Source organism: Lentzea sp. HUAS12, from assembly GCF_024125735.1.
Taxonomy (GTDB): domain Bacteria; phylum Actinomycetota; class Actinomycetes; order Mycobacteriales; family Pseudonocardiaceae; genus Lentzea; species Lentzea albida.
The window spans coordinates 6,851,410-6,863,223 of the sequence record NZ_CP099738.1 but is presented as its reverse complement, the minus strand read 5'-3'; the positions used below and the strand labels follow the sequence as shown (position 1 = coordinate 6,863,223).

Genomic DNA, 11,814 nt, shown 5'->3' with positions numbered 1-11,814 from the left:
CGTGCGCAGATCGACCGCCGTGGTGCCCGTTCTCGTGACCACGCTCGTCCTCGCCTTCACACCGGTGCAGGCCACCGCCTCCGCCGACCCGTTCTACCGCTACGCCGAACAGGAACTGGCCTGGGGTCCCTGCACCTTCGCCCCACAACCGGACGCGGTGCCCGGCGAGTGCGCGCTGATGAAGGTGCCCAGGGACTGGGCGGCACCGGACGAGGGCCGGGACCTGCTCGTCTCCATCAGCAGGGTCGCCGCGTCCGGGGAGCACCTCGGATCGCTGCTGCTCAACCCCGGCGGCCCCGGCGGCCAGGGCACGTCCCTGCCCGGTGCGCTCGCCGCTCTCCAGCCGCAACTGCACGAGCGGTACGCGCTGATCGGCATGGACCCGCGCGGCACCGGCCAGGAGGGCGGCACCGCCCCGGACCAGCTGCCCGAGACGTGCGACGTGCCCGTCGGGCGTCCGTCGCAGCGCACCGATCTCGACGCGCGCGACCGGTCGGCCGACAGCATCGCCGAGCACCTGAAGCTGCCGCGAGCGATCGCGGAGGCGTGCCAGAGCGAGGCGATCACGCCCTACCTCACGACGTGGCAGACCGCGCACGACATGGAGCTCGTGCGGATCCTGCTCGGCGAGCCCGCGCTGGACTACCTGGGCTACTCCTACGGCACGTGGCTCGGCGCCAAGTACGCCTCGCTCTTCCCCCGCAGCGCGGGCAAGGTGGTGCTGGACTCCAGCACCGACTTCCAGGGACGCCTGCAGGCCTCGTTCGAGGCGTGGCCGCAGATCAACCAGCGGATGTTCGACGACTCGTTCGTGCCGTGGATGACGCGGCAGTTCCCGGAGGAGGTCGGCGCCACGCCCGGCGAAGCCGCCGCGAACTGGGAGCGCGCCCGCCGCTTCTACGCGAGCGCGGGCACCAGCCCCGACCGGTTCGACGCGATCTTCACGGGCATGGGCTCACCGCTGCGATGGGTGCTCGGCGCTCTGGTGTTCGTGCTGGGCGTGAGGGGCGCGAACGGCGAGACCACGCCGCCATCGGCTCTGGCCCCACAACTGGACGCCACCGCACGTGCGGTGTTCGGCACACCGCTCGAATCGCTCACCCCGGCGGCAGCGGCACGGGCGCTCGCCGACGACCCGGCGGACTACGCGCGCTACCCGGCGACCCGCTACGCCGTGGCGTGCGGCGACCAGCAGACCCGCTCGGCGGCCTGGTACCAGAGGCTGTCCGACCGGCAGGGCCCGCAGCACCCGCTCTACGGCTGGCAGTACGGCCTGAGCGAACCGTGCGCCTTCTGGTCCGACGCCCCGCGCCAGCCCCTCCCGCAACTGCCCGCCGAGGTGGCCGGCCGCGTGCTGGTCATGCAGGGCGAACTGGACCCGCAGACCGGCTACGAGCAGGCCAGGGCCGCGGTGCGCGCGGCCCCCGGCGTCAGCATGGTGTCGGTGGCCGACAGCCCGTTCCACGGCCAGTACGGCTTCGAGGGCAACCCGTGCGTCGACGGCGCGGTGACCGTGTTCCTGCTGCACAACTCCCGCCCCGGACACCTCACGTGCCCCGGCCTCCCGTTGCCGAACGAGACCGAGGTCCACCCGGTACCGGGTCCGGTTAAGGCCTCACCGCTCACCGCGGCGACCGTGACAGCACCCCCGCTACCCGCGCTGCGCGAGTCGGTGCGGGCGATGATCAGCGACGTCAACGCACCGCCGGCGGGGGCGCCGCACATCACCCCGTAGAGGCCGAACAGCAAGCAGGTGTCAAAGCTCGACGGTCTACATGAGACCGGACACACCAGGGGCTTGCTCACCGTCTGGTGAGAAAACCCCTGTTCGTGCTGGTCAAACTTCGGAAGCGGAGAGATTTGATCGTTTGCGGGGTCAGACCGAGGCCAGTTGTGCGTCGGCCCACTGGCGAGCGGCGTCCGCCATGCGCTGTTTCCACGGCTGCGGGTCGCTGGTCGCGATGTCGGTCCACATGTCGACGTTGGCGCGTGCGAACACGCCGAGCGCCGTTCGAGGCGCAGAAGCCCATGCACGCGTGCGGCTCACGAGGTGCTCGGCCTGTGCGGCGGTGTGCCCCGCGGCAATCAGCCGCAGGGCGAGGCAGCACGGATCGATCCACGCGGCGCCGCGAGTCGGCCATGCCCAGTCGATCATGCGGGGCGTGCCATCAGGGGTGATCAGGATGTTGTCCGGGTTGTAGTCGGTGTGCAGCAACGTCTCACCGCCGAGCAGCTCGGCCTCGGCGTCGTCGAGGTATCCGCGCCACCGCTTCCGCGCGTCCTTCAACGGCAGGTCTGGCACCGGAAGCGACGTCAGCGTGTCTACAGCCGCCAAGACGGCCGGGAGGTCCGGCGAGCCTGGCGCGTAATCAGGGGGGCGCCCGGAGATGTACTCGAACGCCAAGACGTCCCAGCCGTCGGCGTCGTCGAGCCGCCACAGCAGCGCCGGGGCGAGCGGCTGCACGTGCGGGTTGATCGTCGCTTCGCGCTGTTGCGCGACGACACCAGCATGGTCGGTGCGGATGCCCTTGACGAACACCCGTCCACCGGGAGTGTCCAGGACTGCGGCGAGCGCCGAATTCATCCCCTGCGACAGGGTTCGTGCCGCCGTGATCTGCCCGACCTGTGCGCCGATCGCGTTGCGCAAACTGGCGGTCAGGCTGTCCCACTCGATGCGTTCTTGCATGTTCCTCGACCATCGTCGTCAGCCTGTGAACGGGGGCGAGGCTAGCTGATACGACAAAGGTGGCCGGACGCGACGCGCGTCCGGCCACCTGGCTCGGTGACAACCCGATCAGTACGGGTTGTCGTCCGATGCAGCGCAGTTGCACCGGTTGTAGACACCGAGCACCTCGACGTCGTCGACCATCTCGACGTCGTCGGCGGCAATCGGCTGCTCCGACTGTTCAAGCGTTCCGCCGACTTCAACAGCAGCTGACGGCGGCAACAGATCGAGCATCACCACGGACATGTGTAATCACCTCCCCCCGTGCTGGCAGTAGCGCTCAAGGGGTGCCTTCGCCGTCTGGTACAACTTGGCCAGAGGGCGACAGGTCCAGCAGGTGCCCGACAGCGCGCAGCCGGAACAGCCGCCGGTACGTCCCATGAGCGAGTCAGCGACTCCGGCGAGTTGGCGCAGGGCGTCGAGGCCGTGGTCGACGAGCGAGAACTGTGCGTCGCGACCAACCTTGCAAATGCTCGCCTTGCCGTGCGGGTCAACGTGGAAGTGCGTGTGTCCGGCGCCGCACCCCGTGAACGGCTTGCGGGCGCGCAGGAAATCGGGCGACTGCGACGGCAACGTTTCCGCGCCGCCGTAGATCGTGGGCGAGATGTTCGAGTACACGTTGTAGGTGACACCGAGGTCCTTCGCGAACGCCTCCATCTCGGCGAGTTCGTGCTCGTTCCGCTCTGTGATCACGAGGTTGAAGTGCAACGGCAGTCCATACTCGTGTGCCGCTGCGATGCCCGTCGTGAACGCCTTGTGTGAGCCGCGCCGCGCCGTCACCGCGTCGTATACATCGGTGCTGGCTCCGTAGACGCTGACCGTGATCCGGTACGGACGTCGCTTGGTCAGCAGGTCGAGCATCGGGCGCGCGTGTAGGCGCGACCCGTTCGTCGAGATGGTGACCATCATGCCGAGATCCCATGCGACCGTGTAGACCTGCGGAAACAACTTGTCGATAGTTGGCTCACCGCCGGTGAGTTGCACCCACAGCACGCCGGCGTCGCGGATTGTGTGCAGCAACCGCTCGCGGTCACTCCATTCGAGCCCCTCGAACTCCTTCACCCCGAGGTAGCAATGCGGGCAGTCGTAGTTGCATCCGAGGTTCAGCTCGTACGAAGCACGGCCGTACCCGTGCGGCGACGGCTCTCGGATCTTCACCGCATCGGCTAGCGACCTGCCCGTGATGTCGATGCCCCAACGCTGATGCGCTGCATCGACAAGCCATCGTGGACACGCGCTGTCCGTGTGTGCGGACGCTGCGAGTAACTCCTCGAACCTGGCAGAACCGATCTTCACCGCCCGCTGATCGTCCGGCTTCAACACCAGGTAGTCAGTCAGGAACGGACTTGCGATGAGCGCGTGCATCAGCCTCTCCCGTGGGTGGACATTCCGGAGTTCAGATCAACGGCCGCGCTCTTTGGCGAGGCAGGCGGGACATGCGTGCTCCGGATCGGTCGGCTTCGCCGGTGAGCTGATCGGCACGAACGGCTCCCGGTCACACTTCGGCGTGACCACTCCATCGGCAATCGACTTTGCCCGGTGAGAGTCCCTGTCCTTGATCGACGCGTTGTGCCAGCGGTCGATGTCGCCAATCGGGGTAGCCATGTCCTACGCCGCAAGCAGCTCGGGCGGTGTCCATACCGGCTGCTCTATCTGCTGAGATGGCTCGAACAACAACCCATGTCGTGGTGCGAACAACATGGGCGACTCGATAAGTTCCCGCACCTCGTCGTCGAGCTGGCTCTCCAACATGGCGACCGTAAGGGCGCCCTCGTCAGCATCTGCGTGCTGACCGTGCATCGTGACGAAGAACCAGGGAAGGCAGATTCCCGCCAGCAGCAGCATGAACAAGACGAACGAGCCGGTGAAGACCAGTGCGTTGACAGCCATCGTCGCAACTCCGTTCTGCGCAAGGTCGAGTTGGTGCATCGGGTGAACCGGCGGCGCCAAGGGCAGCCGGCACGGCTCAAGTTCTTGGTCGGGAAGCAGGCCCGTCATCGGCGATGGTGCGGCGCTCCAACCCGACGGCCAGCGAGGCGGACGTCGTCGGGCTGGCCAGAGGGTTTCAACGAGGCTGAACGGCGCGGACCGGTCCGGCCCAGGCGGCAGCCGAGATGCAACCCCAGGCCTTTGCTGAAGAAGACCGCAACGTCGAGGTATGGCCGGCCATTGGGCCACCGCCGGAACAGCAGCCCGTCGTAGCGGCCGTGGTGGTCGAGCAGGGGCAACACGTCAAAGCCAGCGCGCGTCATGCGTTGCACACCTGGGTGAATCGTCGCAGCCGTCCTCGGCGCAGTGCCGCAACATGCTTGTCACGCTTTGCCTGGTCAAGCACAAACACCAAGCGCGCAACGAACATCAGGCCTGCCAGGACCGCGACAACGACCTCGCCATCCTGACGCTCATGGGTCGTCACCTCCTGTTCTTGATCCGTGTTGCCGATGGCCGCGGTCCGATGCACCGTCTTCAGTTCGACCTCGACCGGTGGAGCACGGAACTGGCGCGTAAGTCGGGGAGTCCGCGCCAGTTCCGCCCATCCACCATCTCGAACCAACGCGACCAAATGCAAGCAATTTGAGCAATATTGCGCACATATACTCCGGTTGGCTGACCCGGTGACTACGGAGAGCGAGAGTTGAACACGCAGTTCGCCCGGTTTGCCGTTGACGACGGGCACGATTGCGCAACACCATGCTGATACGTGCGCAATCTTGGGAGATGATCATGCGACTGAAGTTCCTCGGCACCACGAGCAACAGCGGCTCGTGCCCGAACCTGTATGAGACCGATCGAGGTACCTACGTCGTGCAGGGGTACAAGGTGAGCGACCCCGACGCCCTCGCCGCAGCCGGCAACCGGAACATGCTCGACACCGAGACGCTCATCGAGATCCCGGTCGAGTTGCTCGACTTTGCCCCGATCACGATCAACAACGCCTCGTACCCGCACCTGTACGAAACCGGCCGAGGCACCTGCGTCGTGCAAGGTGACAAGGTCACCGACGCCGATGCCCTTGCGACTGCTCGCGAGCGGGGCCTGCCGGACACCGAGACGCTTATCGAGATCACGGTCGGTTCACTGAACCTCGCGCCGATGGGAGTCTGATGCCAGACCTGATCAGCCCGGCAGCGTTCGGCGACCTCTTCCGCAGCTTTCAGCACTCGGCCTGGCGATGGGAGGCCCAGGAAACGTATCGCCAAGCGGACGAGGTTGAGCCGTGGCAGAGGTGGCGCGATGGCATACCGGTCCTTGAAGACCTCGACTGGTTGCGTTCTTGGCTTGACGATGTCCGGGCAGCTACCCAGGCCGGCAGGGTGTTTCAGCGCGTTCGAAAGGTCACCGATCCGTTGACCGAGTACCTGCGGTGGCAGATGGAAGTCACCCCGGCCAACGTCGAGGCAGGTGAGGTCATCCGGCTCCTGCCGGATGACCTGGCACGAGAACTTGGGCTGCCAGAGCACGACTTCTGGATCTTCGATGAGGTCCAGGTCGCCGTACTCCAGTTCGGTTCTGACGGCCTGACAGGAGCGGAGATCGTGACGGAACCCGCTACGGTGGCGCGGTATAACTCCTGGCGCAATATTGCTTGGACAACCGCAGTGCCTTTCGACGATTTCGCCAAGACCTAGCCACAACGAGGAGACCGTGAGCACGCCAGACGATCGCCGGATCGCGTTCGCCAACGAGCTGATCCGTGTCCGCAAGAAGGCCGGACTCAACGGCAAGCAGCTCGCCGAGCGTTGCGGATGGCACGCGTCGAAGGTCTCCAAGATCGAGAACACCCGGCAGGACCCGACTGACTCCGACGTCCTCGACTGGATGACCGCTGTCGAGGCGTCGGAGCCAGAAGTCGAGCGGATGCGCGAGTGGCTCCGCGAGATCGAGATCGACCGCGCTTCGTGGAAGCACCAACTCCACAAGGGCCACGCCGACAGGCAGGCCTACAGCAAGCAGATCGAAAGCAGCGTCTCGACCATCCGTGTGTTCGAGCTGATCGTCGTGCCAGGGCTGGTGCAGATCGCCGAGTACGCCCGCCACATCTTCATCAGCGCTGCACAGTTCCAGCAGACGCCGATGGACACCGACGAGGCCGTGAGCATTCGTATCGAGCGGCAGCGGGCGCTCTACGACAGCGCAAAGAGCATTGAACTGCTCATATGTGAGTCGGCCCTGATGTACTACGTGTGTCCACCCGAGGTGATGGTCGCGCAGATCGACCGGTTGCTCACGCTACTCGGCCTTCGCGTGCGATTCGGCATCATCCCCTTGGGGACGAGACTTCCAACGGTGCCACCGAACGGCTTCTGGATCGTCGGCGATCGGGTACTGATCGAGACCGTTGACACCGAGATCAACACGGAGTCACCTGCCGACCTTGAGACCTACAACCGCCTGATGGACCAGCTATGGACCGTCGCGGCAGAGGGAGACAAGGCGCGCAAGATCCTCGTCCGCTGCGCGGAGGCGGCATCAGCCGCCGCCCAGACGGACCACATTCCGCCGCAGGAGGGGAAGTAACCATGGAACAGATGCAGTTCCGCAAGTCGAGTTACAGCGTCGGCAACCCAGAGCAGTGCGTCGAGGTCGCGTTCGCCCCGAAGGGTGTCCGCGTTCGCGACTCCAAGGGCTCGGCGCTCAACCTGCTTGAGGTCGGGCCAGACGCGTGGGCCGCCTTCTTGAGGTCGTCGCGGTCATCCGCATAGGGCTCCCGGTCTGTGCCACGCACTAGCGTGGGTCGCTCTTCGTCGAAAACGACGAGAGCGTGTGCACTGGGCGCGCTGTGCACGCCCAGCCGTGCACTGCGCGGAGTGCCTCTGCGCTGCGTTTCGGCAGTTCAAAGGCCCTGAGCGGAAGCGGAGGGATTTGAACCCCCGGACGGTTGCCCGTCTCCCGCTTTCAAGGCTGCATCCGGCTGTCCGGGCTCGTTCGGAGTAGTCCGCAGTTGTTGGTCTTGGCTGGTCAGGGGTGCTGTCCCGTCCCAACCCGTCCCGGACCGTTGCTACACCCGTAGCTACACCTCGTCCTGGTGGCTCGCCTGGTAGCTGTCCCGTCCCGCTGGTCCTCGGTGGGGCGGCTTTGGCATGTCCGGTGGCCGATGACGCGGAGCGTCGGCGGGCGTCGATCGCCGTGCCCGGCTCGGTCAGGTCCTGGATCGCGCGATCGTCCTGACGCCTGGGTGCTGGGAGCTCCTGCGCGTCGCCGTCGGTGGCGTGCTGCCGTGGGTGGACGCCGGCCGCGCCGCACGGCCGACGGGCGGAGCGAAGCGGGAGCCCGGCGTGCCGGGATGGATGGGGAGCCGGTGCCAACGTGACGGGCCCCGTGCGCGCCGCCGGCGGCGGCGCGCCTTGATCCCATAGAGCCAAGTTCGGCATCTATCGTGGTTTACAAATGTCGTGTTTCGGCTGATGCTTGACACGTTGGCTTCACCTGATGCTTGACACCGCTGGTCACAGGTTTGATCGCCTCGATATCGCCGTTCGAGGTGGAGGGCCTGGGCCTGATGCTGGTGGAGCTCAGTGTGGTCGAACAGCGCTATCACGCGGTGATGGAAGTCCTGGCAGGCGTCCCGGTCACCGAAGTCGCAGGCAGATACCGGGTCTCACGGCAATCCGTGCACGCCTGGGTCAAGCGGTACCGATCCGACGGTCTCGCGGGTCTGGCCGACCGGTCGCACCGGCCCAAGACCTGCCCGCACCAGGTCGACGTCGACGTGGAAGCCCTGGTCTGCGAACTGCGGCGCACCCATCCCTCGTGGGGCCCGCGCAGGCTGGTGCACGAACTCGAGCGCCGGGACGTCACCCCGCTGCCGTCGCGGTCGACGGTCTATCGGGTGCTGATCCGGGCCGGGTTGCTGGAACCGTTGTCGCGCAAGCGGAAACGCTCCGACTACACGCGGTGGGAACGTTCGGAGCCGATGCAGCTCTGGCAGTTCGACATCATGGGCGGCGTCTTCCTCGCGGACGGCACCGAGATCAAAGTCGTCACCGGCATCGATGACCACTCCCGGTTCATCGTCTGCGCCGCCGTTGTTCTCCGCGCCACAGGCAGGGCTGTCTGCACGGCGTTCGCGCAGGCGTTGAAACGCTACGGGGTTCCGCTGGAAGTGTTGACCGACAACGGAAAGCAGTTCACCGGCAAGTTCGGCGGACCACGCGCGGGTGAGGTGTTATTCGACCGGATCTGCCGCGAGAACGGCATCACCCACCGGCTCACCGCCGTCCGATCACCGACCACCACGGGCAAGATCGAACGGTTCCACGGCACCTTCCGCCGCGAACTATTGGACGACCACGAACCGTTCGCTTCGGTCCTCGCGGCTCAAGCGGCGATCGACACCTGGATCACCGAATACAACATCGACCGGCCCCACCAATCACTCGACATGCGCATCCCGATCGACCGGTTCACCCCCGCACCGGCCGACGAGAATCTGCCGCTGGTGCTGCCCGCCGAACTCGACCTCATCGACGGCCCCGACGAACCCGAGCCGAAGATCGAGGACGCCCGGATGCCGCTGAACCTGTTGCGGCTCAAGCACATGGGACCCTCACCACAGGCTGCGCCGATCACGGTCGAGCTGGACAAGACCGTCCCGGCCTCGGGCAACCTGCAAGTCAAAGGCCAGCAGATCTGGCTCGGCCCAGACCGCGCCGGAACCCCGATCGTTCTCCGGATCTGCACCACCTATCTGCGGGTGTTCCTCGCCGGAGTGCTGATCAAAACCGTCGGCTCCAAGCTCGCGGCCTCCGACTTGCACGCGCTCGTGCACACCCAGCACGCCCGCGTCATCACGACCGACGCGCCCGCCGAGCTGCCGGCCAGCCCGGTGATCGAGGTCGAGCGCACCGTCAACGCCGCCGGCTGCGTCGGCCTGGCCAACAAGGCGGTCAGCGTCGGCTTCCCGCTGGCCGGGCGACGAGTGATCCTGCGCTTCGACGCCGGCCTGATGGCGGTGCTCGACCACGCCGACCGCACCCTGCTCCGCTCAGTTCCGAGCCCGCTCACGACCAGGTCCGTCGCCTATCTCCGCGGCGCCCGACCAGCCGGGCCACCACCCGTCCCACCAGCGGCAACACCGGTCACGGTCGAGCGGATCGTCTCCAGCAGCGGCGGCATCATGATCGCCCGCCAACGCGTCCAGGTCGGCCGCAACCACGCCCGGAAAGTCCTGGCGGTGACGATCGACGAGACCACCATCCACGTCCACGACGGCCCACACCTGCTGGTCACCGCACCCCGCACGACCACCCTCGTCGTCACGCACAAGCGCGCCCAGCACCACTAGATTGGCTAGGTCCGACGTCAAGGATCAGGTGAAGCCGAATCGTCAACCATCACCTGAAGCCCGACATCGTGGTTTACAAAGCGGCGTTGGCACTGCAAGCTGCACGAACTCCTCATGGCGAGCAATAGGCGGATCTATGACGATGCCATCATCGCTAAGAGTCACCGTTATTGTGCCAGCACAACACTTTCCTGCAGCACGGCCTGCAGCCGACCTTAAACTCAAGTGAGTGTCACCCGAAGTCGAACTTCCTGAACGGCAAGATTCCGAAAGCTGCGTACACGCGATGTGTGGTCCTGATGCTGACTCGCGCACCCCAGAAACGATATCTGGATCCGGAGTCGAGTGTTTCCCCCGACCAAGAGAAAAAATAACAACCTTTGGCTCGACAGCTTGACAGACCGCAGCTGCAAACTGCTTGCCAGGTGCGCCAGATCTGCCGCCGTGATGAGGAAAAACTAACACCTCAGACCTCAGGTCAAGTGACTGCGTAAGTATGTGCTCGAACGCTTGATTATCAATGTCGGCGGTTAAGAGAACGGCAGGGCGCCCACCGAGACTCACGCGCACCACTACCGAAAGTGTGTTGCTTGTTATGGCGCCACCAATGCGAGAGTATGAGGTTTGACCGAGGGTCGCAAACTCAATAGAGGGATGCAGAACCTCAATCCCTACACGTCCCATTGACAGCGAATCGCCAACCATGTTGTTTATCGCTAGATTGGCTTTAAGGTCGCCTGCCTTAGCGCGAATGCTCATCTGGCGGGCGAACCTTTGCCAGGCTTTCGACGACTTTGTTCCATCGGGGTTGTACCAAACAGTTCCGATAGGGATACTCAGATCCCAAAGTAGCTTTATCGCGCCACCCATATGATCCAAGTCGGCGTGAGAAAGGACTAGATGTTCGATGCGGCGGATACCCGAACGTTCCAATTCATCGAAAAGCGTGACGCCAGGCGCAGCATCTATGACTATCGCCCGATCATTGTCTCTCAAGAGTGCACAGTTTCCGTGACCGACATCAAGGATGACGATCTCCGCAATATTCGACGTGTCGACGTCCGGAGTTGACTGAGGGCTGGCCATCTCCCGAGCCTCAGTTGCCATTTTTCCACTCCTCCGGCAACTCGGGAGCGATCTCAAAGTTCTTGAAGAACAAGTCTGAGGATTGTTCAGCGTGGCAGTTTACTTCCGCCGTCAGCCATAGCCCTTCCAATTCTAACGGCGGCACACTGAGGTCACTTAGAATCAGGTCTAGAGGAATATCAACTGCAGTAGACATTCGCCAGGCGGGGACAATTGCTTCGACTGCAGGAGTTTCTCTATCCTGCCTTACTGCGAGGACTTCCACGACCGCTGGATGAGCGCGGCGAACGCGGGGTACATGCCCCTGAAGCTCAGCCATAGTTGTTTCCAGGGCGCGTTCCAAGACGGTTGAGTCGTTATCGGTTTTGTCGACAACGCAAGGTATTCCAGCCTTCCATCGCCTTATGGAGGTACTTTGATCGGTACCGGCGAAGGTAGTGTAAAGAACAGCAGGAAGGCCAAGTTGTTTATTGGTCTTGTAAACAAGTTCAGCACCAAAGAATCTAGCTTTCGAGCCAGCGTTTAGGCGATGGTCGCAAACAGCGGCGACGCAATCCTGCTTTATTCGTGTCAGGGTTCCGGTAATCTCTGCTTCAGTTGGAACGATTTGTACGGGTACGAAGCCAGCTTGCTCCAGCAGCAAACTTGTGGTCCACGCCTCTTCCTCGTCATCGTCTACAACTGCCACGCGTGAACTTGGAGGAAGTATTGTTAAAGT

The 11,814-nt window shown here is 64.4% G+C and carries 13 protein-coding genes; 6 read left to right on the top strand and 7 right to left on the bottom strand.

Features of this window, described 5'->3' with window-relative positions:
- The first annotated feature begins 1 nt into the window (after position 1).
- Positions 2-1,735, top strand: coding sequence for an alpha/beta fold hydrolase (locus tag ND450_RS31625; protein WP_253322063.1), 1,734 nt, complete (start codon positions 2-4; stop codon positions 1,733-1,735).
- Between the two features lie 141 nt (positions 1,736-1,876).
- On the opposite strand, the gene ND450_RS31620 is transcribed toward ND450_RS31625, so the two are convergent.
- The 5 genes from ND450_RS31620 to ND450_RS31600 form a co-directional block, all read right to left on the bottom strand.
- Complete coding sequence (locus ND450_RS31620) at positions 1,877-2,686, bottom strand: phosphotransferase family protein (protein WP_253322062.1); 810 nt, start codon at positions 2,684-2,686, stop codon at positions 1,877-1,879.
- A gap of 108 nt (positions 2,687-2,794) precedes the next feature.
- The gene (locus ND450_RS31615) at positions 2,795-2,971 is read right to left on the bottom strand and encodes a hypothetical protein (RefSeq protein ID WP_253322061.1); all 177 of its coding nucleotides are present in this window, start codon (positions 2,969-2,971) and stop codon (positions 2,795-2,797) included.
- 6 nt (positions 2,972-2,977) lie between these two features.
- On the bottom strand, positions 2,978-4,090 hold the full coding sequence (locus ND450_RS31610; protein WP_253322060.1) for a radical SAM protein: 1,113 nt from the start codon (positions 4,088-4,090) through the stop codon (positions 2,978-2,980).
- A gap of 243 nt (positions 4,091-4,333) precedes the next feature.
- Positions 4,334-4,723: a hypothetical protein gene (locus ND450_RS31605; RefSeq protein ID WP_253322059.1), complete on the bottom strand. Its 390-nt coding sequence runs from the start codon at positions 4,721-4,723 to the stop codon at positions 4,334-4,336.
- Positions 4,724-4,973: 250 nt separating this feature from the next.
- Positions 4,974-5,402 carry a hypothetical protein gene (locus ND450_RS31600; protein ID WP_253322058.1) on the bottom strand — a complete coding sequence of 143 codons (429 nt, stop codon included), beginning with the start codon at positions 5,400-5,402 and terminating at the stop codon, positions 4,974-4,976.
- A 41-nt stretch (positions 5,403-5,443) separates the two neighbouring features.
- On the opposite strand from ND450_RS31600, the gene ND450_RS31595 reads away from it, so the two are divergent.
- The 5 genes from ND450_RS31595 (at position 5,444) to ND450_RS31575 (ending at position 10,010) form a co-directional block, all read left to right on the top strand.
- Positions 5,444-5,830, top strand: a complete 387-nt coding sequence (locus ND450_RS31595) for a hypothetical protein (protein WP_253322057.1) — start codon at positions 5,444-5,446, stop codon at positions 5,828-5,830.
- A complete protein-coding gene (locus ND450_RS31590) occupies positions 5,830-6,354 on the top strand; it encodes a DUF6879 family protein (RefSeq protein WP_253322056.1) in 525 nt (174 codons plus the stop codon). Before ND450_RS31595 ends, ND450_RS31590 begins: the two co-directional genes overlap by 1 nt.
- 16 nt (positions 6,355-6,370) lie before the next feature.
- A complete protein-coding gene (locus tag ND450_RS31585) occupies positions 6,371-7,243 on the top strand; it encodes a helix-turn-helix transcriptional regulator (RefSeq protein WP_253322055.1) in 873 nt (290 codons plus the stop codon).
- Between the two features lie 2 nt (positions 7,244-7,245).
- Positions 7,246-7,428, top strand: coding sequence for a DUF397 domain-containing protein (locus ND450_RS31580; protein ID WP_253322054.1), 183 nt, complete (start codon positions 7,246-7,248; stop codon positions 7,426-7,428).
- A 797-nt stretch (positions 7,429-8,225) separates the two neighbouring features.
- Entirely contained in the window at positions 8,226-10,010 is a 1,785-nt protein-coding gene (locus ND450_RS31575; RefSeq protein WP_371927794.1) for an IS481 family transposase, read from the top strand.
- Between the two features lie 42 nt (positions 10,011-10,052).
- Here ND450_RS31575 and ND450_RS31570 read toward each other — a convergent pair whose 3' ends face one another.
- Entirely contained in the window at positions 10,053-11,117 is a 1,065-nt protein-coding gene (locus tag ND450_RS31570; RefSeq protein ID WP_253322052.1) for a ComEC/Rec2 family competence protein, read from the bottom strand.
- Complete coding sequence (locus ND450_RS31565; protein ID WP_253322051.1) at positions 11,107-11,784, bottom strand: hypothetical protein; 678 nt, start codon at positions 11,782-11,784, stop codon at positions 11,107-11,109. The genes ND450_RS31570 and ND450_RS31565 overlap by 11 nt, the downstream gene beginning before the upstream one ends.
- Positions 11,785-11,814 lie beyond the last annotated feature (30 nt).

Coding starts and splice junctions, on each gene's coding strand:
- ND450_RS31615 (WP_253322061.1), bottom strand. CDS start 2,971: ATGTCCGTGGTGATGCTCGATCTGTTGCCGCCGTCAGCTGCTGTTGAA.
- ND450_RS31590 (WP_253322056.1), top strand. CDS start 5,830: ATGCCAGACCTGATCAGCCCGGCAGCGTTCGGCGACCTCTTCCGCAGC.
- ND450_RS31580 (WP_253322054.1), top strand. CDS start 7,246: ATGGAACAGATGCAGTTCCGCAAGTCGAGTTACAGCGTCGGCAACCCA.
- ND450_RS31620 (WP_253322062.1), bottom strand. CDS start 2,686: ATGCAAGAACGCATCGAGTGGGACAGCCTGACCGCCAGTTTGCGCAAC.
- ND450_RS31610 (WP_253322060.1), bottom strand. CDS start 4,090: ATGCACGCGCTCATCGCAAGTCCGTTCCTGACTGACTACCTGGTGTTG.
- ND450_RS31605 (WP_253322059.1), bottom strand. CDS start 4,723: ATGACGGGCCTGCTTCCCGACCAAGAACTTGAGCCGTGCCGGCTGCCC.
- ND450_RS31575 (WP_371927794.1), top strand. CDS start 8,226: ATGCTGGTGGAGCTCAGTGTGGTCGAACAGCGCTATCACGCGGTGATG.
- ND450_RS31595 (WP_253322057.1), top strand. CDS start 5,444: ATGATCATGCGACTGAAGTTCCTCGGCACCACGAGCAACAGCGGCTCG.
- ND450_RS31570 (WP_253322052.1), bottom strand. CDS start 11,117: ATGGCAACTGAGGCTCGGGAGATGGCCAGCCCTCAGTCAACTCCGGAC.